At 36.9% G+C, this 17,247-nt stretch carries 20 protein-coding genes and 1 riboswitch; of the genes, 7 read left to right on the top strand and 13 right to left on the bottom strand.

All coding sequences use genetic code 11. The features are described from left to right. Window positions 1-331 precede the first annotated feature (331 nt). From NZD88_RS00220 to NZD88_RS00180, 9 genes are all read right to left on the bottom strand, one after another. The gene (locus NZD88_RS00220) at window positions 332-1,336 is read right to left on the bottom strand and encodes an MvdD family ATP-grasp ribosomal peptide maturase (RefSeq protein WP_259826509.1); all 1,005 of its coding nucleotides are present in this window, start codon (window positions 1,334-1,336) and stop codon (window positions 332-334) included. Then, window positions 1,329-2,285 carry an MvdC/MvdD family ATP grasp protein gene (locus NZD88_RS00215; protein WP_259826507.1) on the bottom strand — a complete coding sequence of 319 codons (957 nt, stop codon included), beginning with the start codon at window positions 2,283-2,285 and terminating at the stop codon, window positions 1,329-1,331. Before NZD88_RS00215 ends, NZD88_RS00220 begins: the two co-directional genes overlap by 8 nt. Window positions 2,286-2,376: 91 nt before the next feature. Beyond that, entirely contained in the window at window positions 2,377-2,604 is a 228-nt protein-coding gene (locus NZD88_RS00210) for a microviridin/marinostatin family tricyclic proteinase inhibitor (protein WP_169236125.1), read from the bottom strand. A 53-nt stretch (window positions 2,605-2,657) separates the two neighbouring features. Beyond that, window positions 2,658-2,894, bottom strand: coding sequence for a microviridin/marinostatin family tricyclic proteinase inhibitor (locus NZD88_RS00205; protein ID WP_259826505.1), 237 nt, complete (start codon window positions 2,892-2,894; stop codon window positions 2,658-2,660). A gap of 39 nt (window positions 2,895-2,933) precedes the next feature. Further along, window positions 2,934-3,179 carry a microviridin/marinostatin family tricyclic proteinase inhibitor gene (locus NZD88_RS00200; RefSeq protein WP_259826504.1) on the bottom strand — a complete coding sequence of 82 codons (246 nt, stop codon included), beginning with the start codon at window positions 3,177-3,179 and terminating at the stop codon, window positions 2,934-2,936. Between the two features lie 116 nt (window positions 3,180-3,295). Next, window positions 3,296-4,081, bottom strand: coding sequence for an alpha/beta fold hydrolase (locus NZD88_RS00195; protein ID WP_259826503.1), 786 nt, complete (start codon window positions 4,079-4,081; stop codon window positions 3,296-3,298). 6 nt (window positions 4,082-4,087) lie between these two features. Further along, entirely contained in the window at window positions 4,088-4,483 is a 396-nt protein-coding gene (locus NZD88_RS00190; protein WP_259826502.1) for a hypothetical protein, read from the bottom strand. Window positions 4,484-4,495: 12 nt separating this feature from the next. Continuing rightward, window positions 4,496-5,215, bottom strand: coding sequence for a pyridoxine 5'-phosphate synthase (locus NZD88_RS00185; RefSeq protein WP_259826500.1), 720 nt, complete (start codon window positions 5,213-5,215; stop codon window positions 4,496-4,498). Between the two features lie 159 nt (window positions 5,216-5,374). Further along, window positions 5,375-6,643, bottom strand: coding sequence for a mechanosensitive ion channel family protein (locus NZD88_RS00180; RefSeq protein ID WP_259826499.1), 1,269 nt, complete (start codon window positions 6,641-6,643; stop codon window positions 5,375-5,377). Between the two features lie 122 nt (window positions 6,644-6,765). Here NZD88_RS00180 and NZD88_RS00175 point away from each other — a divergent pair, with 122 nt between their 5' ends. Continuing rightward, window positions 6,766-7,257 carry a DUF456 domain-containing protein gene (locus tag NZD88_RS00175; protein WP_259826497.1) on the top strand — a complete coding sequence of 164 codons (492 nt, stop codon included), beginning with the start codon at window positions 6,766-6,768 and terminating at the stop codon, window positions 7,255-7,257. 8 nt (window positions 7,258-7,265) lie between these two features. Beyond that, window positions 7,266-7,775: a hypothetical protein gene (locus tag NZD88_RS00170; protein WP_259826496.1), complete on the top strand. Its 510-nt coding sequence runs from the start codon at window positions 7,266-7,268 to the stop codon at window positions 7,773-7,775. On the opposite strand, the gene NZD88_RS00165 is transcribed toward NZD88_RS00170, so the two are convergent. Further along, complete coding sequence (locus tag NZD88_RS00165) at window positions 7,762-8,403, bottom strand: uracil-DNA glycosylase (RefSeq protein WP_259826495.1); 642 nt, start codon at window positions 8,401-8,403, stop codon at window positions 7,762-7,764. The genes NZD88_RS00170 and NZD88_RS00165 overlap by 14 nt on opposite strands. Before the next feature lie 84 nt (window positions 8,404-8,487). Continuing rightward, a complete protein-coding gene (locus NZD88_RS00160) occupies window positions 8,488-8,994 on the bottom strand; it encodes a GNAT family N-acetyltransferase (protein ID WP_259826493.1) in 507 nt (168 codons plus the stop codon). A gap of 97 nt (window positions 8,995-9,091) precedes the next feature. Here NZD88_RS00160 and NZD88_RS00155 point away from each other — a divergent pair, with 97 nt between their 5' ends. The 4 genes from NZD88_RS00155 (at window position 9,092) to NZD88_RS00140 (ending at window position 13,975) form a co-directional block, all read left to right on the top strand. Further along, the gene (locus NZD88_RS00155; RefSeq protein WP_259826492.1) at window positions 9,092-11,239 is read left to right on the top strand and encodes an endonuclease MutS2; all 2,148 of its coding nucleotides are present in this window, start codon (window positions 9,092-9,094) and stop codon (window positions 11,237-11,239) included. 393 nt (window positions 11,240-11,632) lie between these two features. Next, a complete protein-coding gene (locus tag NZD88_RS00150) occupies window positions 11,633-12,295 on the top strand; it encodes an ATP-binding cassette domain-containing protein (protein ID WP_259826490.1) in 663 nt (220 codons plus the stop codon). Between the two features lie 152 nt (window positions 12,296-12,447). Continuing rightward, the gene (locus NZD88_RS00145) at window positions 12,448-13,245 is read left to right on the top strand and encodes a hypothetical protein (RefSeq protein ID WP_259826488.1); all 798 of its coding nucleotides are present in this window, start codon (window positions 12,448-12,450) and stop codon (window positions 13,243-13,245) included. A gap of 52 nt (window positions 13,246-13,297) precedes the next feature. Continuing rightward, window positions 13,298-13,476: riboswitch (cobalamin riboswitch) on the top strand. A gap of 115 nt (window positions 13,477-13,591) precedes the next feature. Next, window positions 13,592-13,975 carry an acyl-CoA thioesterase gene (locus tag NZD88_RS00140; RefSeq protein ID WP_073333042.1) on the top strand — a complete coding sequence of 128 codons (384 nt, stop codon included), beginning with the start codon at window positions 13,592-13,594 and terminating at the stop codon, window positions 13,973-13,975. A 375-nt stretch (window positions 13,976-14,350) separates the two neighbouring features. On the opposite strand, the gene NZD88_RS00135 is transcribed toward NZD88_RS00140, so the two are convergent. After that, window positions 14,351-14,941 (bottom strand): HD domain-containing protein, encoded by a 591-nt coding sequence (locus tag NZD88_RS00135; protein ID WP_259826485.1) that lies wholly within the window; start codon window positions 14,939-14,941, stop codon window positions 14,351-14,353. Window positions 14,942-14,960: 19 nt separating this feature from the next. Continuing rightward, window positions 14,961-15,641, bottom strand: a complete 681-nt coding sequence (locus NZD88_RS00130) for an FG-GAP repeat protein (RefSeq protein ID WP_259826484.1) — start codon at window positions 15,639-15,641, stop codon at window positions 14,961-14,963. Window positions 15,642-15,756: 115 nt separating this feature from the next. On the opposite strand from NZD88_RS00130, the gene NZD88_RS00125 reads away from it, so the two are divergent. Then, on the top strand, window positions 15,757-17,091 hold the full coding sequence (locus NZD88_RS00125) for a cytochrome P450 (RefSeq protein WP_259826482.1): 1,335 nt from the start codon (window positions 15,757-15,759) through the stop codon (window positions 17,089-17,091). Window positions 17,092-17,247 lie beyond the last annotated feature (156 nt).

Genomic DNA, 17,247 nt, shown 5'->3' with positions numbered 1-17,247 from the left:
ACAAAAGAGGCAAAAGTTTTTTAACACTTAAGTAATTTTCTTTAAGTTTATGTATTGGGTAGTAGGAAGTACACTTAAGTTTCAAACATCAAAGATTTTATTTGCTGTGATAAAAATCTGTCTGACCTGTTTAATCTGCGGGAGATAAATATTTGAGTTGTTTTTGAAACATTAAGATTAATGAAGGAGGTAAGGAAAGTTAAGAAAAAATCAGATGATTTTTTTCAGCGTTTCTTAAAGGGAGTTTTACTTAAAAACTTTCACTTTAACCAATAAAAAAAGCCCTTTAGATTAACAAAAGGACTTTTATGGTTTAGATCGCCATGTTGTTTTAAGCCATGACCATATTGTTTCTTCTTGGAGCTTTGTCACAAAGAACGTCTGCAATACTCTTTGAAATAAGATTGTCTTCGGTCAGGTTATCCAGCCAGAAAAATTCGCCAGCTGCATTGATTTCGATGAAATAATATTCATCTTCAGGGGAAACAATGATGTCTATTGCCCCGTAATCTACATTATAAATATCTAAAAGTTCAAGAAGTTTTGCTTCAATATCTGCAGGAAGTTCAGTTCTCACCCATTTGGTCAAAAGGTTGACACCGTCTTTTCTCCAGTCAACTTTAGCATCTTCAGACTGCTGGGAATCTATTTCGAAAGCATACACGTCCTGTCCTACAATAGTAACGCGAAGCTCTTTTTTCTTTTCTATTTTTTTCTGAAACTGCATCGGGCAATACACCAGTGAATCCAGTTCTTCAAGTTTATCTTCATTAATCACATTGGTAAAAACCACACTTTCTACACCGTCTTCATAGATCGCGAAACCAGTCTGCATTTTTGCGACTACATTCTGATGTTTAAGGATGAATTTCCTTGCTTCTTCAGGGTTATTGGTAAGACAGGTTTCAGGAATTTTAAGTCCTAATTTAACCGCAACTTTTAACTGTTCTTCTTTACTGTCTAATCTTCTGTAAACCCCGGGCTTTCCAAGTGCATAAGCATCTACAGACTCTATAAATCCGAAAAGCGTATTGCGGATCTCACCCATAGCGGCACCATAGAATTTTTTATCCATTTCTTCTTTCACTCCGTTTCCAATGTTGTAAGCTCTTCTATACCAAATGGCGGCAATATCGTCCAAACGGTACTGTGCATCTTTGGTTTCAAGGATACTTACCCATTCTCCATCCTGAAAAATGGTCGACAGTTTATTTTGTATAGGATACAGGTCTACATCGAAACGGATGACCTCGCAACCGTTTTTCTCTATGTATTCTGTTACTTTCTCAATTGAAAAATTATCTGCAGTATGCGTAATGATTAGTATTTTATTCATGGATATTGATTCTTTTTATAAGGTTATCGGCAATTCTTTCTGCAATGGGAAAGCCCAGTTCTTTCTGCAGCATTCCCCATTCTCCCTGAGGATTTACTTCCAGAAAATAATAGGCGCCGTCTTTTCCCTTGATCATGTCAATGGCTCCTATATAAAGCCCCATTTCTTCCATCATGGAGGCAAGACCGGTTTTGACATTTTCCGGAAGATCATAGGCTGACCAGAAATAATCTCCCTGCGCTACTCTCCAATCGACATTCTCACTATTGTTGATCTTTCCTGTAAAAAATTCTCCTGCGATGTACACAATTCTTAATTCATATTCTTTGTCCACATACGGCTGGAAGATCATTGGGCAGTAAGCAATGTCTGAAATATGTTCCAAAGTATCCTCTTCAATGATCATTGTTGAGATAAGATTCTCTCCGTTCATGGTCTTTGCGGTCAGACTGTGAAGTTTTGCAACCGCTTTTCCGCCACAGAATTCATGAAAAAAGGCAGTGATCTTTTCCTCGTCGTTAGAAAAAATAGTTGGCGGGACTGTCAGATTATTGTCTTTGGCCAATTTTAGCTGAAGCATTTTACTTCCGTCTATTTTTCTTTCATTTTCAAAAGGGTTGATCCACGGAACGTCTTCTAATAAAGTGATCAGGTTGTAACGAAGGTTTCCGTACCCGCTCAGGAATACTTTTCGGTAATCCTCATCCAGTTCTTCGGGAGTGCTTATTCCCCATGCTTTCCTGTGCCATACTCCCTGAATGTCTTTGGAATGAATCGTATTTCCGAATTCATCAGTCAATTCAAAGGAATTTTCATTCACACTGATCTTTTGGAAATGGTTCATACGGTCAGAATTCAGTCTGAAGTATGGGATATTTTTAGAGGCTAAATATTCAAAAAAGATGTCGATATTGTAAAAATCCTTTGAGTGGGTGATGCAGAGAATCATTTGCCGTTTTTTATTAAAAAAGGAAACTTAATGGTAAGTTTCCTTTGAATATGATTGTATTAATACGATTAATATTTAATTTTTTAATGTATTAGTCTACTGGAACGGATGGAGAATCGTCATCTCCGTCAGATGGATATTTCATGGTAACCATAAGATCATCCTGAGGAGATGTTACGTTATCTACTACAGGTTTTGTGATCACATCTCTTTCAGGGATTGTAATAACTCCTCCTCCTTTTACAGTTTCAGGATCTTTAAGTTGTTTTTCTAAGAATGACGCAAAAAACGGCTTCTTTTTTGAATTTTTGTCTTTCATAATAATTTAGTTTGGGTTAAAAGTATAATTGTAATTTCCTTTATAATAGAAATTTAAATAACAGATTCATCGCCATCTGAAGGATACTTCATAGTAACCAAAAGATCCTTGCTGGGTGAAGTTGCATTGTCTAATATCGGTCTTGTTACATTATCCATAGAGGGTACTGTAATCACATCAATATCTGGTGTGGTTACGATTCCACCTCCCTGAACGGTTTCAGGATCTTTAATCTGCTTTTCTAAAAATGAAGCAAAAAAAGGTTTCTTTTTTGAATTCTCGTCTTTCATTGTGATTGAGTTGGATTAATAATTTTTATTCTAGCTTGATTATAAAATTTCCAATTCTCCAGACTCATCGCTGTCAGACGGATACTTCATCGTTACTACCTGATCTCTTACAGGAAGTGTTGCATTGTCTACAAGCGGTGAAGTGGTCACGATATCTCTTGTTGGTACCGTAATAACATCTGTAGTAGGTGTAGTGATTCCTCCTCCCTGAATTGCTTCAGGATCCTGAATTTGTTTCTCTAAAAATGAAGCAAAGAAAGGTTTTTTTGAGTTTTTCTTTTCCATAAGTTATTATATTTAGTTTTTATGTAAAACTAAAGTACAAAAAATATCAACACGTGGGGAAATATAATCTTATTTTAAGAAAATTTTAACTAAAAAATTAAATAAACGGAATTAAATTAATGCAATTCCAAAAATTCCTTAACAACATTCGCAAAATCTACAGGATTCTCTGCCTGAACCCAATGTCCGGCCTTTTTTACCGTCACTATTTTTGCTTTTGGAAACTGCTGTTTGATCCCATATTCATCCTGTGGAAGGATATAATTTGATTTTTCGCCGGCAATAAATAAAGAATCGCCTTCAAAAACACCAAATTTTACGGCATTCGACACAAACTCGTTATATTTTTCAGATAACGTTTTGAGATTAAATCTCCAGTTCAGTTTCTTATCATCATCCCAGTATAAGTTTTTTGCTAAAAACTGGATGGTAGATTTCTCCGGAATATACTGACTCAAAACAGTTTCTACCTCGCCTCTTGAACTTACTGTATTGAAATCTACAGTTTCAAGAGCCTTAATAATCCCCTGATGATGTGGAGGATAGGCTTTCGGCGAAATGTCTACCACAATTAGTTTTTCTACTCTTTCAGGATATTTCAAAGCAAACTGCATGACTGCTTTTCCTCCTAAAGAATGTCCTAAAACATGAGCTTTCTGAATACCATAATGATCCATATAACGGGCAATATCGTCTGCCAGATCATCGTGGGTCATGCTTTCCGAGTGAAAGCTTCTCCCGTGGTTTCTAAGGTCAATAAGATGTACGGGAAGGTATTCACCTAAGTCTTTTCCAAAACTTCCCCAGTTGTCTAGCATTCCAAACAGTCCGTGAAATACAAGAAGTGGCGTAACATTAAGGTTTTCGCCGAATATTTTTGAGTTAAGTATAGTATTATCCATAATGTATTAGTCTAAAAATGATGAAAAAAACTCTCCGACTGCCTGAAAAACATCTCCAAGATCCAGCCAGGATAAATCAATTTCTGCGTCAGAAAGCTCAGGAAGAACGAAATTTAACCCCTCTGAAGAAATTCCGTCAAGCATGGTTTGCTTCATTTCAGCATAATCACAGATTTCTCCCGAAGCTTTATGATAAGCATCAAAATCCTCATGTGAAGAGAAAACAGACATCCCCCAACAGGAATAATCACTTCCACTCCCCCATGAAGCCTTTTGATCGGCCTTTTTTATTTCTTCAGGTTTATAAAAATCTTTTTTGCCGTAATCATCTACAAGAATGCTTCCCAGATCTTTAATATATTTTTTTCTGTCTTCAGGTAAAGGTGTACAAAATTCGCTCATTTTATTAATCAGCTACCATTTTGCCAGTCTCTTCAAATAAGCCTGAACTGTATTTTCAAGTCCCATATAAAGGGCTTCAGAAATCAAAGCATGTCCGATGGATACTTCAAGAAGGTTGGGAATATGGTCGGCAAAGTATTTTAAATTTTCCAGGCTCAGATCATGTCCTGCATTAATTCCTAATCCGAATTCTGTAGCAGCAACTGCGGTATCATAGTAAGGCTTTATTGCCTGTTCCTTGTTCGTAAGATAATTTTTCGCGTAAGCTTCCGTATACAGTTCAATTCTGTCAGCTCCAGTTTTTGCGGCATGTTCTACCAATTCCGGCAAAGGATCCAGAAAAATGGAGGTACGGATTCCTGCATTTTTAAATTCTGCAATAATTTCTGTCAGAAAATCGAAGTTCTTTTTGGTATCCCAGCCTGCGTTGGATGTAATGGCATCATCTGCATCAGGAACCAGCGTAACCTGCTCCGGCTTCACTTCCAAAACCATATCAATAAAAGAGCGGTGTGGATTTCCTTCAATGTTGAATTCAGTGGTAACCAAGGGTTTCAGATCGTACACATCCTTTCTGGTGATGTGTCTCTCATCAGGTCTCGGATGAATGGTAATTCCCTGTCCTCCAAATTCCTGAATTTTCACTGCTGCTTCTGTTACACTTGGCGTTTCGCCTCCTCTTGCATTTCTTATAGTCGCAATTTTATTAATGTTTACGCTTAGTTTTGTCATTTCTTTATTTAGATGTTAGATAATATAAAGAGGGAAGTTTGAAGATGGAAGCCTGAAGTATTTCAGCGTTTATCAATCTCTCTATTCCTTAATCATTATCAAAATTTAATTTAAAAATTTACGGGAAGCTCTATGACTTCCACTTTTACTTTTTCTGCATCAGACTTTAACGCTTATCTGCATCACCTGAAGGTCAAATTCTTTTGAAGCAACCAACAAATGGTCAAAAATATCAGCCTGGATCTGTTCAAAATGCTCCCATTTGGAATCATTAGCAAAGCAATACACTTCAAGAGGAAGTCCCTGCGGGGTAATATCCAGCTGGCGAACCATTCTTGTTCCATTTTCATCGATATCCGGATCGTTTTCTATATACTTCTGTGCGTAATATCTGAAAACACCAATATTGGTCAGCTGCCTGCCATTGATGGTTTTATCATTATGCTCTACCCTCTGGTTTTCCTGTCTGATTTCCTGTGTCTTTTCTTCCAGATACTCTGAGATCAGGTTGATATCTTTTAAACGTTCAATATCTTCTTCATTTAAAAATTTAAAGGAATTGATATTGAAATAAACAGATTTCTTGATCCTTCTTGTATTGGACTCTGACATGACCTGAAGGTTTTTGATCTCCGTCGTCAGAAGGTCATAAGTAGGAATCGTTGAAACGGTTTTATCAAAATTCGTGATCTTCGTGGTCAGAAGACTTATATCTGTAATATTTCCTTCAATACTGTATTTCGGAATGCTTACCCAGTCCCCGACTTTCAGGTTCTTGGAGGTAGCCACATGTATCCCGGTCACAAAACCTAAAATCGTATCCCTGAAAACAAGTACCAATACTGCGGTAATAGCTCCCAAACTCCCGACAATCGTGGTTCCTTTGATCCCGAATATAACACAGAGACCCACTACAGAAAAGACAAAAATTCCCAGGATCTTTACGGTTTCTGAAATGGCATTCAGTGCCATAATTTTATAAAAATCCTGCTTTATGGTAAAGTAATATCTGAAACCTGTGAGTGAACGGTAAAGCATTCCCGCAAGAATCATGACCAAACCTAAATTGATTGATCTGTTGATGAAAATATTCGTTTTGGGGAGTGCTGTTGCCGGAAATATCGAGGGATGGATCGCTCCTACCACCAAAAGTGCAGAGAAATGAGCAACAGAATTGCTTATCTTAGACTGATAAATGGATCGGATGATCGGATATTTTTCGTCATTGCGGAAAAACCTGAATATAAAGTTGATGGCGAATTTAAAAACAAAATCAACCACTAAAAATACGGCACAGAGCAGTGCCAGTTTGATCATAATATGAACAATCCAATCCATTCCGCCTGGCGTTACCTGGCTGATATAGATATAAAGCTGATCACTTATTTCCTGTAAAAAGTTTTTAGTGTCCTGTATTTCGTCTTTCATTACAGCAAATTTATAAAATTAAGAATGATGATGTTACTATTGACAATCAATTTTCATCCCAAATATTTAAAACGTCTTTGTAAATCTTCTTTTTTCCTATCTTGCATTGATAATTTTAAAGAATGGATACAACCTTAATTAATATTCTCTGCCTCATTTTACTGGTCCTTGGGATGCTGGGAACTTTTCTGCCAGTCCTTCCGGGGCTTGTACTAAGTATTTGTGGTCTTTTGATCTATAAATTCGGAACGGATGCCGATCTGCCAATGATTTATATCTGGGCATTCGGAATTCTTACGGTTGTCTCTGTGGTGCTGAGCTACGTTATTCCTGCAAAAACCAACAGGAAATATGGAGGAACCCGCTGGGGAAGTATTGGATCTATTATCGGAACAATTGTAGGGATTTTTATTCCTATTCCTTTAGGATTTCTGATAGGGATGTTTGCTGGGGTATTTATCGGCGAGCTTCTTCACGACAGCAAGGATATGAACAAAGCACTTCAGTCTACTAAAGGGGCATTTATAGGCTTCATTTACGGAACAGGTTTCAGTCTTGTGGTAGGTGTGGCAATGTTTTTGGTAGTAGTTTTAGATATGCTTAATATTATATAAAAAAAGATATGTTCCATAAAGCCATCATATTCAGCCTTGGATTGCTAACCTTAGCGGGATGCCATGCCCAAAAGAAAACGAAAACACCGGAACAAACTTCCGGAACAACCTCTCCAATGAATGACACCAAGAATTCAGCACAAAAAGGGGGCATTATTTATTTTAATCAGGGAGAAAATAAATTCCTGAAAGACTACCAAATGAATGTCACCTTCAAAGGTATTTCTGAAGACAGCCGCTGTCCTGAAGGAGTAGCATGTATTTGGGCGGGAGTTGCCGTAGCTCAAATAGAAGTAATGGGAACTTACTCCCGACCTATGGTATTAAGTCTCGCTACTTCTGACAATGCAGGACGAAATTACCGTCAGTCAGAAGTATATAACGGCTACACTATTTCACTGGAAGAAGTGACTCCTTCCCGGAAATCTGATACCGGAGGAAAAGATCTGGAAGGAAAATATAAAATCGGGATTAAAATCAAAAAAACGGAAGGTCCCGGAGATCCTACCACGAAATAGGTTTCTTTCCTTTTGAGACCAGATATTCGTTGATCTTCGAGAACGGTTTGCTTCCATAAAAACCTCTGTATACAGAAAACGGTGAAGGATGCGCTGATTTTAAAATAAAATGCTTAGCCGGATCAATAAGTTCGGCTTTTTTTTGTGCAAAAGCTCCCCAAAGAACAAAAACCACATTTTCTTTCTTATCTGAGATTTCCTTGATGATAAAGTCTGTGAATTTTTCCCAGCCTAAGTCTTTGTGAGAATTTGGTGAATGGGCACGCACGGTTAAGGTTGCATTCAATAATAAAACCCCTTGTTTTCCCCAGTCATCCAATTCTTTTGAAGTTCTTTCAACGCCCAGATCATCTTTTAGTTCTGTAAAAATATTTTTTAGGGAAGGTGGCGCTGTTACCTGTTCTGAAACCGAAAAGCACAAACCATTCGCCTGATAGTCATTATGATAAGGATCCTGCCCGATGATCACCACCTCAACATCTTCGAAAGGTGTAATTTCCAAGGCTCTGAATATTTGATTTTTAGGCGGAAATACTTTAGTCGTAGCATATTCCTGTTTTACTTTTTCCCAAAGGGTTATAAAATAGGTTGTACTTTTTATGGGGGCTAAAACGTCTGTCCAGGTCATGTGGGGATTATTTGAAAAAATTCAAATATAAAATTAAATATCTGCAATATCAAATTTTTGCCTGAAATCAGGATGTAGGAAAGTTTATTTAATTTTAAAACTGAAAACCAAATTATCAGGAAATCCTTCATCTATTCTACCTTCCTCCAAAACAAAATTGTGTTTTAAGAGAAGACCTTTCGAATTTTCATTAAACTTATTGGTCATTGCCACAATTTCATGCAAATGTAAATCATTAAAAGCAAAGTTTAAAACCGCAGTCAATGCTTCCGACATGATTCCTTTTCTGTGGTAATCGGGTAATAATTCGTAGCCTACTTCTGCTTGTTTTCTGTCGTCAGAAAACTTCCAAAGGCAAATCGTTCCGATAAGATTCGGTTGATCTTTTAAAGAAATCCCCCAATAAAAGGTCTCATTATTTCGTGTTCTCTCTTTAATGGTTAAAATAAATTGCAGGGCATCGTAATTATTTTTCGGAGAATTTCTCTGAACGAATTGGTTGATTATTTCGTTACTCCGAATTTTCAGAATATCTTCAACATAGCTTTCGTTGATTTCTTTTAATTGTAGTCTTTCAGTTTCTAGTTTCATATCCCAAATTTAATAAAACCTGATTAATAGATATTTCAAATTTTCAAATTACATCATTTTCAAATTAACATTCACATTTTCTCACTAAATTTGCAGTGTGTATATAAATAAAGAAGATTTAAACGAATTAGAGTTTCCGCAATTGCTCGCGGAGATCTCTCCATTTGCGTATTCTCCGAAAACGAGAGAAAAAATTCTTCAACTTCGTCCCATGGAAATTGACGAGGCGGAACTTTCCCTGAAAAAAACGTCGGAATATCTTTCGAGTTTTGAGAGTTCAAATGCAATTCCGTTCGCTGAGTATGAAGATATTGAAACTGAGCTGAAGGTAATGCTGATCGAGAATTACCGCTTGGAAAACAATGCTTTTATTAAAATAAAAACCTTAACTGAACAGATAGGAAAACTTCAGAAGTTTTTTGCCAGTATGCCGGATACCTTCCCTACTTTGGTAGGTGATGTTTCTGTGCTGGAGTTTAAGAAAGAGATCATTGATAAAGTAGATAAAGTTTTTAACCGTTTTGGGGAAGTAAAAAGTGATGCCTCACCCATTTTAAAAGAACTGAGGGCAGAAATCCAACTTGCTAAAAAAGCGATCCAGGAAAATTTCAACCGTGCTTTATTCAATTACGGACAAAGCGAATTTCTGGATGATATCCGGGAAACTATTATTGAAGACCAGAGGGTTTTAGCTGTAAAATCAGGGTTTAAGAAGAGAATTGCGGGAAGAGTTTTAGGAATTTCAAAAACAGGTTCTATTACCTATATGCAGCCGGACAGTGTGGTAAAACCCTACTTCAAGCTGAAGGAAAGTGAAGAGGAAGAGAAGAAAGAAATCGACAAGATTCTTAGAAAACTGACTGCTGAACTTGCAGAATTCCAGCCTCAGCTATGGAAATACCAGGTATATATTTTTGACCTTGACCTGACGAGAGCGAAAGCAAAATTTGCTGAACAGGTCAACGGAATACTTCCGAAGATCAACCGTCACAGAACGCTGAAGTTGAAAGATGCATTCCATCCGCTGTTATGGCTTAGAAATAAAATTGAAAACAAGACTATTTTTCCACAAACCCTGTCATTGACGGACCAAAACAGGATTATCTGTATTTCAGGACCGAATGCGGGAGGAAAATCCATTACCCTGAAAACAGTCGGACTGCTTCAGCTGATGATCCAAAGCGGAATTCTGGTCCCTGTGCATCCAAGATCGGAAATGTTCTTTTTTGAAAAGATGATGACGGATATCGGAGACAACCAGTCTATCGAGAATCATTTGTCGACTTATTCTTCAAGGCTTAAGAAAATGTCGGGAATCATCCGTGAGGCAGATGCCAATACCCTACTTCTTATTGATGAATTCGGAACAGGATCTGATCCTGAGCTTGGAGGTGCACTGGCAGAAAGTTTCATGGAATATTTCTATGATAAAAAAAGTTTTGCGATCATTACGACTCACTATACGAACATCAAACTGGTCATCGAAGAGCTTCCGAATGCTGAAAATGCAGCCATGCTTTTTGATGAAGAAACGCTGGAACCAATGTATAAGCTGGAGGTAGGACAGGCAGGAAGTTCGTTCACTTTTGAGGTTGCGGAGAAAAACAAGATTCCACGATTTATCATTCATGCGGCAAAAAAGAAGGTAGAGCATGACATTGTTAATCTTGACAAAACAATTGTGAAGCTTCAGCAGGAAAAATTTGAAGTTGAAAAGCTGAAAACCGATCTTGCAGAAAGAAAGGAATCTGTGGAAGACAAACGTGACAATCTTCAAAAGCTTAATGAGCAGCTGCAACAGAAACTGTTCAATTTCCAAAAACTGTATGAGGAGGAACACCGTAAGCTTCAGTTTGGAAATAAAATTGAAACATTCATCGACAGTTACGTAAAAGGTAAATCGAGAAAAGATGTTGTCAAGGATTTTGTGAAAATTCTTGAGCAGGAAAAATTCAGGAAAATTGGCGCTGATAAAGACGAAACTAAGCGTCTTCAGGTGGTTAAAAGAAAGATCACCCAGCAACTCAAAAAGGATGATGTGATTGAAAAGATCGCTGAAACCAATGAAAAAATGGAGGAGAAACGTAAAACCGACCGCGCCGTATGGATGAAAGAGGGACAACGTGTCCGTATTCCCGGAAGTACCAGCGTAGGAACAATTGAAAAGATTTCTAAAAATAAAGTGATCGTCAACTATGGAACTTTTAAGACCACGATTAATGCGGATGAGCTTGAAAGAATTTAATGAGGTATACCTTTTAATCCTATAAAAATAGCGCTGAATGTTCAGCGCTATTTTATTTTAACTCCTAAACATTGCATGTTGAAGCATACAGATCAAATTTTCTTGTTATTTTTGGATCATGGATAAAAGCTTTACTGTCCTTTGGATTTTTTATAGAAAATTAATGATTCCTGCGGTGTTATTTTCTCTGTTGTTATGCTTCGGTACTCAATTTACTTTTGAAAATCTTGGGCTATATTTTTTCCTCATTCTTCCTCTCCTCCACTTTTTTATTTATGATATAAGGCTGAAAGGCGAATATTTTTTCTACGCCAATTTTGGGTTTTCAAAATGGTTTTTGTGGGGTTTCACGGGATCATTAAGTTTAATTATTAAAGTAATTACCCGATTCTTATGAATAAACTTCACATCGACAGTGTTACCAAATCTTTCGGCGGAAGAAAGATTCTCCAGGATATCTATTTAGGCTGTGAAACTGGAAAAATAGCAGGAATTCTTGGCCCCGCTGGTGGCGGAAAATCTACTTTATTAGAGATCATCTTTGGAACAATTAAAGGGGATACGCAGTTTATTAAATTGAATGATACTATTCTTAAAAGCCTGTCCGACAGGAAAAATAAAATTGCTTATCTGCCTCAGCGTTCTTCATTTCTCCCTAAAGAATGTAAGATCAGGAAGCTCATCCCACTATTCTGTACCCAAGAAAATGCGGAAAAGCTTTACGACCTAAAAATGATACAGCCCTTTTTGAATGAAACACCAAGAAATCTTTCAGGCGGTGAGAAAAAAATCATTGAAACCCTGATCATTACTTATTCAGATGCGGAATTTATTTTACTGGATGAACCTTTCAGCGGTGTTTCTCCTAAAAACGTTGATGAATTGGAAATGATCATTAAAAGCCAGGTACCCTATAAAGGAATGATCATCTCCGATCATAATTATATGACTTTATTCAATATGGCTGATGATATTTATCTTCTCTCGGACACCCATTTGAGAAAGGTGAAAGACCTTAAAGAACTGCAACAATTTAATTATCTTCCGAAAAATTAAAATTGTTTTAAAAATAATCGGCATCAGCCTCCCAATGAAGAGTTTTACAAGCTTTTGAGAGTATATTGACAATTTTAATCAAATACCATTACATTTTACTGATCAAAAAAACATTTAATTTATATATTTGAGGGATCAAAAAATTTCATAGAATGATTTCCGTAAACAGAGCATTGTACTTATCCGCTTTCAGTCTTTTTTCCTTAGCATTTGTGAAAGGACAGAATAAAGTTCCTTTCGGTGTTGTAAAGGCTGAAGAAGGCTACGCCAATGTACGTGTCCACAAGGATGACTACAGAAAAATCGTAGACAAGATCCGGATGCGTAAAGGTGATGTATTTGTTTATGTAAAGCCTGCTCCGGGAGAAACAGAATGGATCTGGATCAAATATCCTGAAAAGCAAGATGAGGAAAAACCTTTTGTGAGATATGAAAATCTTGAGAAGGAAGGGATGGTGAATAAAGGTCGTATTGCTTTTATCGACCAGCTTCCCCAGTTTACCCCTTCTAAATCCAAAAACGGAAAATCACTTATTTTTACAGACAACAGTAATCCCAAAATACCGACTTCCCAAAGAACCAAGGTCGTAATCGATGTTTATCCGTCGAATGCCGGCTACAGAAAACAGGAAAAAGATGCAGACGGAAAGATCCTTACGATTGATAAAGTAAAACCCTGGGGAATTAAGGACGGACTTCCGGAAGGCATGACGGAGATCAAATCGATCCGGGTTCAGCAACCTGGAAGAGGTTCTGTTTTTGTAAGGGAAGCTATTAAAAATATGTTCCAGCCTACTATGGATTTCAACAATGTCGGAGTAACCGCTCTTGACAACGATCACATCTATCTTTATATGATTAACGGTTCCGGTGAGAACAGGTATATCACGCTTTGGACCATCAAGGAAGGAAGGGTGATGAGCCAGATTATTTATAATAGTCCGGAATAATTGCCGTTTTTCTCTGTAATATTCTTATTTTTGTCCTGAAAAAGTTTAACGCTTATTCATCACAGAAACTGGTTCTGCTTAACGCAGATTAAAAGGGAACCGTGTGAAAATCACGGACTGTCGCGCAACTGTAAGTAACTGAAGTCTTTATCAAGGATCCACTGTGCAGGGCACGGGAAGGAGATAAATGATGTTACAAGTCAGGAGACCTGCCTATTTCTTTAAACAAGAAACTTTCGCGATTTGAAGTTTATTGATCTGATGGACTGCTTCAGGAATTCCTATGATTCTTGTCACTGCTCTGTTATTTTGATCTATTTCATTTCGTATTAATTAATAATGAAATATGACTACAGAAGAAAGAATTGCAGCATCCGAAACCAGAATTTTTAAAGCGGTTTTCCCAAACACCACTAACCATTATGATACTCTTTTCGGAGGTACAGCTATGCAGCTGATGGATGAAGTAGCCTTTATCACAGCAACCCGTTTTGCAAGAAAAAGAGTGGTAACTGTAAGCAGCGATAAAATCGATTTTAAAAAACCAATCCCTGCAGGAACCATTGTGGAACTTATCGGAAAGGTTTCCTATGTCGGAAAAACAAGTATGAAGGTGAATGTAGAGATCTATACGGAGCAGATGTACTCTTATGAAAGAGAAAGAGCGATCGTTGGTGATTTTACTTTTGTGGCTATTGATGAAGAGAAAAAGCCAATCAGAATACTATAATTGGTAAGTTTCGGGCGGCCTTTGGCCGCCCGAAACCATTTTATACTATAATTATTTTAATTTGTTCTTTTGCCTTGAAGCAAAATGAACCAAAAATTCAAGACCAGAAACTTCCACTAAAAATGAAATCTGCTCTCTAAAAACTCTAAAACTCGTGCGGTAGCCATCTGTATTAAGAATCATACTTTGTCCCGCACTCAGACATAAGAGTTTTCTTAACGTTACAGTTTCTTAGGTCGACCTCTAAATAACTTAAGGTAACCATCTAAAATAGATAAAATTCACTAACTCATATAGTTTCGGGCGGCCTCTGGCCGCCCGAAACTATTATAAAAAACAGCGATTTAAAAACCACTGTCTTGCTTCGCTGTAAAATTACCTAACTACCTTATCAGTATCCAAACTTCTGCTCAGCAATGTTTCAAAAGCCTCTCCCATTTCATCAGATGCTCTTGTAATGGCATTTTCCAGCATATTTCTGATCTGTTTTTCGGTAACCCCGGCTTCTGTCCAGCTTTTCCCTGACGTGTGGGAGTTTAGAATAAACGGCATGATCCTGTCAATGGAACAGGCAAAAATAGCATCCGGAGTTTTTTCTTCTTCAAATTCAAGCCATAGCTCAAAAAATTCTGTACGCAAAGGCTCATCCAGGATTCCGAAGATCTTCTGTGCAGAAATTTTTTCTCTTTCGAATTTCCCAACCATGGCAGCTTCATCAAATAAAAATGTATCTCCTGCTTCAATCTCCACCAGATCATGAATGGACAGCATTCTGATTACCCTTAAAAGATCAATATCTGTGCGGTTTTTAGCATAGGGATATAGAATCTGTGCCAGAATAATGATCTGCCATGAATGTTCGGCAGTATTTTCCCTTCTGGAATCATCAGCATTGTAATTTCTCCTCTGTACATTTTTCAGGGCATCTACGGCCAGGATAAAATCGATCTCCTTTTGTATCTTCATTTTCTTTCTTATTATACTATTATTTAGATGATTTTTTAACCACCCATTTATTATTGATCTTCTCTTTTATGGTTATTTTTGATGGTTCTTCACTTACATCTCCAATTTTTTCATACACCAGATCTATCCCTTTATTAGGAATCACCTGATATTCATAGGTGTAATGTAAAGAAGCTCCGGACCTTGCATAAGTAATCAATCGTCTGCGTCCGTAATCTACTTCAAACATTCCCTGATAGCTGCTGGCAATTTCGGTAAGTTCTTTACTTGGGACAAATTGATTCTGTGTCGAATTAAAGACATACACATCATATGAAGCACTCCCATAATTTCCTCCGTTTCCGTTTCTGATGGCGACATCTTCGGTCCCGTCAAAATTAAAATCACCGAATACCACAGGACTTTCATAGACCATTTCTGAAGTAAGCGGTATTACATTTACTTTGGAGGGCTTAAATTTTTCCTTAAAAGATAAAACCAGGTCATCTGAAACCAAAGTCTGTATTTTTTCACCGTTTTTATTAAAGAGGACTACGTTTGCCTTATGTCTGCACTGATCAGTGAGGCATTCTTCCACATCAATTTCAGTGTTATATTTTTTGGATGCATTTTCAATGGCAAAGCGGTATTGTCCGAAACAAAGAGGTCCAAGCAGCATCAACGCTGATAAAGACTTATAAAACAGGGATGTATTGATCATGTGTGATTTGGATATTGATTGAATATTTTAAACAAATTCTATGCAAAAATAAGGGTTTTGGTTGAAAGCTATTTCATATAATAGATTAGTTGTATTTTTAGTAAAAATATATAATATGGCTCCAGAATTCAATTATCCAACGGAAATTAAAGGAACAAGAAAGTTGTATTCTCTATTGAAAGGATTGAAAAATCCGCTATTGGTGATTACCGGAAACCATGACATTGCAGGAGATAACTACTGCATCAAAGACAGTCTTACGAATAAAAACTTTATTTTTTCTCAGGATAAAGAATTCACAGAATATATTTTAAAACAGAATCACAAAAACTATTACAAATCCGAGATCCAATCCATCACTTTAGGAAAGTATTTGGGAAACGGCTTGCTCACTAACAACGGAAAAGACTGGCTAAGGCAAAGAAGACTGATCCAACCCGGTTTCAGTAAAACAAAAATCATCAATCTTGTTTCCATTATGGAAGAAGAAATTGATAAAGCTTTTCAATCATTTAAACCTGAACAGGATCTGGACTTGTATGATTTCTTTCACAAGCTTGCCTTTAACATTGTAGCCAAGACCCTTTTCAGTTCTGACATTGATGAAAACCGGGTGAAAGAACTGGGTAAAATCATTACAGAAGTTCAGGAAGTTTTCGCGAAAGAAGTCCGTTTGCCTTTTTATTCTAAAATATTAAAAATGTTTGGAGTGCTTGACAAGACTCTTGAAAAAAGCGAAAGAGCAAAGGCTATTATTCAGGGGGTTTTGGATAAACGAAGAAGTTCAGGAGAAGATAAAAATGATTTGCTCGACATGCTTATCCAGACAAGATATGAAGACACACAACTTCCGATGTCCGATGAACAACTGGTTGATGAAATGCTTATTCTTTTCATTGCGGGACACGAAACAACAGCCAATGCTTTAAGTTTTATCTTTTTCGAGATCAGTCAGAATCCTGAAGCCGAGGAAAAATTAAGAAAAGAAATCACAGAAGAAAATGAAATGGTTTTTACTTCAGATAGCTTAATGAAAAAATCTTTCACTTCAAATATTATCAAAGAAGCTATGCGACTGCATTCTCCAGCCTGGGCCATTGATCGTCAGGCTTTGGAAGATGACAGTTTCAAAGAATATTCCTGGCCGAAAGATACTTTGATCATCCTTTACATCACCGGTCTTCACAGAAATCCTAAATATTGGAAAGATCCGGACTCTTTTATTCCGGAGCGTTTTGATGATGAAAATGCCAAGAATTTTGCATACTACCCTTTTGGTGCCGGGCCCAGACTTTGTATTGGCGAACATTTTGCTATGATGGAAATGTCTCTTATCGTCCGTAAATTCTACAAAAAATTCAGTTTCGTATCCTATCAGAAAGAATTAGAAAAAAAAGCTCTTGTTACTTTAAGACCAACCAGCTTAAAAGGGAAATTAGTAACAATTTGATCCGGTTTCTTTAAAATTCTCATTTCTTAAAATTCATTAATAAAAATAATTATACTGATTTTCAATTAGTTATATTATATATTTATATTTTTTCACTACTTTGTATTGCATATTACCATTTTAATTACATATCTTTGTAATGTAAAATAAGAAGAG

This window comes from Chryseobacterium pyrolae, from assembly GCF_025153485.1.
Classification (GTDB): Bacteria; Bacteroidota; Bacteroidia; order Flavobacteriales; family Weeksellaceae; genus Chryseobacterium; species Chryseobacterium antibioticum.
Note: the sequence above shows the minus strand (reverse complement) of the source record. Positions and strands in the feature narration are given on the sequence as shown.

What these genes read in the sequence shown, in the direction of transcription:
- NZD88_RS00220 (WP_259826509.1), bottom strand. Translation starts at nt 1,336, where the DNA reads ATGAATAAAATACTAATCATTACGCATACTGCAGATAATTTTTCAATT.
- NZD88_RS00215 (WP_259826507.1), bottom strand. Translation starts at nt 2,285, where the DNA reads ATGATTCTCTGCATCACCCACTCAAAGGATTTTTACAATATCGACATC.
- NZD88_RS00210 (WP_169236125.1), bottom strand. Translation starts at nt 2,604, where the DNA reads ATGAAAGACAAAAATTCAAAAAAGAAGCCGTTTTTTGCGTCATTCTTA.
- NZD88_RS00205 (WP_259826505.1), bottom strand. Translation starts at nt 2,894, where the DNA reads ATGAAAGACGAGAATTCAAAAAAGAAACCTTTTTTTGCTTCATTTTTA.
- NZD88_RS00200 (WP_259826504.1), bottom strand. Translation starts at nt 3,179, where the DNA reads ATGGAAAAGAAAAACTCAAAAAAACCTTTCTTTGCTTCATTTTTAGAG.
- NZD88_RS00195 (WP_259826503.1), bottom strand. Translation starts at nt 4,081, where the DNA reads ATGGATAATACTATACTTAACTCAAAAATATTCGGCGAAAACCTTAAT.
- NZD88_RS00190 (WP_259826502.1), bottom strand. Translation starts at nt 4,483, where the DNA reads ATGAGCGAATTTTGTACACCTTTACCTGAAGACAGAAAAAAATATATT.
- NZD88_RS00185 (WP_259826500.1), bottom strand. Translation starts at nt 5,215, where the DNA reads ATGACAAAACTAAGCGTAAACATTAATAAAATTGCGACTATAAGAAAT.
- NZD88_RS00180 (WP_259826499.1), bottom strand. Translation starts at nt 6,643, where the DNA reads ATGAAAGACGAAATACAGGACACTAAAAACTTTTTACAGGAAATAAGT.
- NZD88_RS00175 (WP_259826497.1), top strand. Translation starts at nt 6,766, where the DNA reads ATGGATACAACCTTAATTAATATTCTCTGCCTCATTTTACTGGTCCTT.
- NZD88_RS00170 (WP_259826496.1), top strand. Translation starts at nt 7,266, where the DNA reads ATGTTCCATAAAGCCATCATATTCAGCCTTGGATTGCTAACCTTAGCG.
- NZD88_RS00165 (WP_259826495.1), bottom strand. Translation starts at nt 8,403, where the DNA reads ATGACCTGGACAGACGTTTTAGCCCCCATAAAAAGTACAACCTATTTT.
- NZD88_RS00160 (WP_259826493.1), bottom strand. Translation starts at nt 8,994, where the DNA reads ATGAAACTAGAAACTGAAAGACTACAATTAAAAGAAATCAACGAAAGC.
- NZD88_RS00150 (WP_259826490.1), top strand. Translation starts at nt 11,633, where the DNA reads ATGAATAAACTTCACATCGACAGTGTTACCAAATCTTTCGGCGGAAGA.
- NZD88_RS00145 (WP_259826488.1), top strand. Translation starts at nt 12,448, where the DNA reads ATGATTTCCGTAAACAGAGCATTGTACTTATCCGCTTTCAGTCTTTTT.
- NZD88_RS00140 (WP_073333042.1), top strand. Translation starts at nt 13,592, where the DNA reads ATGACTACAGAAGAAAGAATTGCAGCATCCGAAACCAGAATTTTTAAA.
- NZD88_RS00135 (WP_259826485.1), bottom strand. Translation starts at nt 14,941, where the DNA reads ATGAAGATACAAAAGGAGATCGATTTTATCCTGGCCGTAGATGCCCTG.
- NZD88_RS00130 (WP_259826484.1), bottom strand. Translation starts at nt 15,641, where the DNA reads ATGATCAATACATCCCTGTTTTATAAGTCTTTATCAGCGTTGATGCTG.
- NZD88_RS00125 (WP_259826482.1), top strand. Translation starts at nt 15,757, where the DNA reads ATGGCTCCAGAATTCAATTATCCAACGGAAATTAAAGGAACAAGAAAG.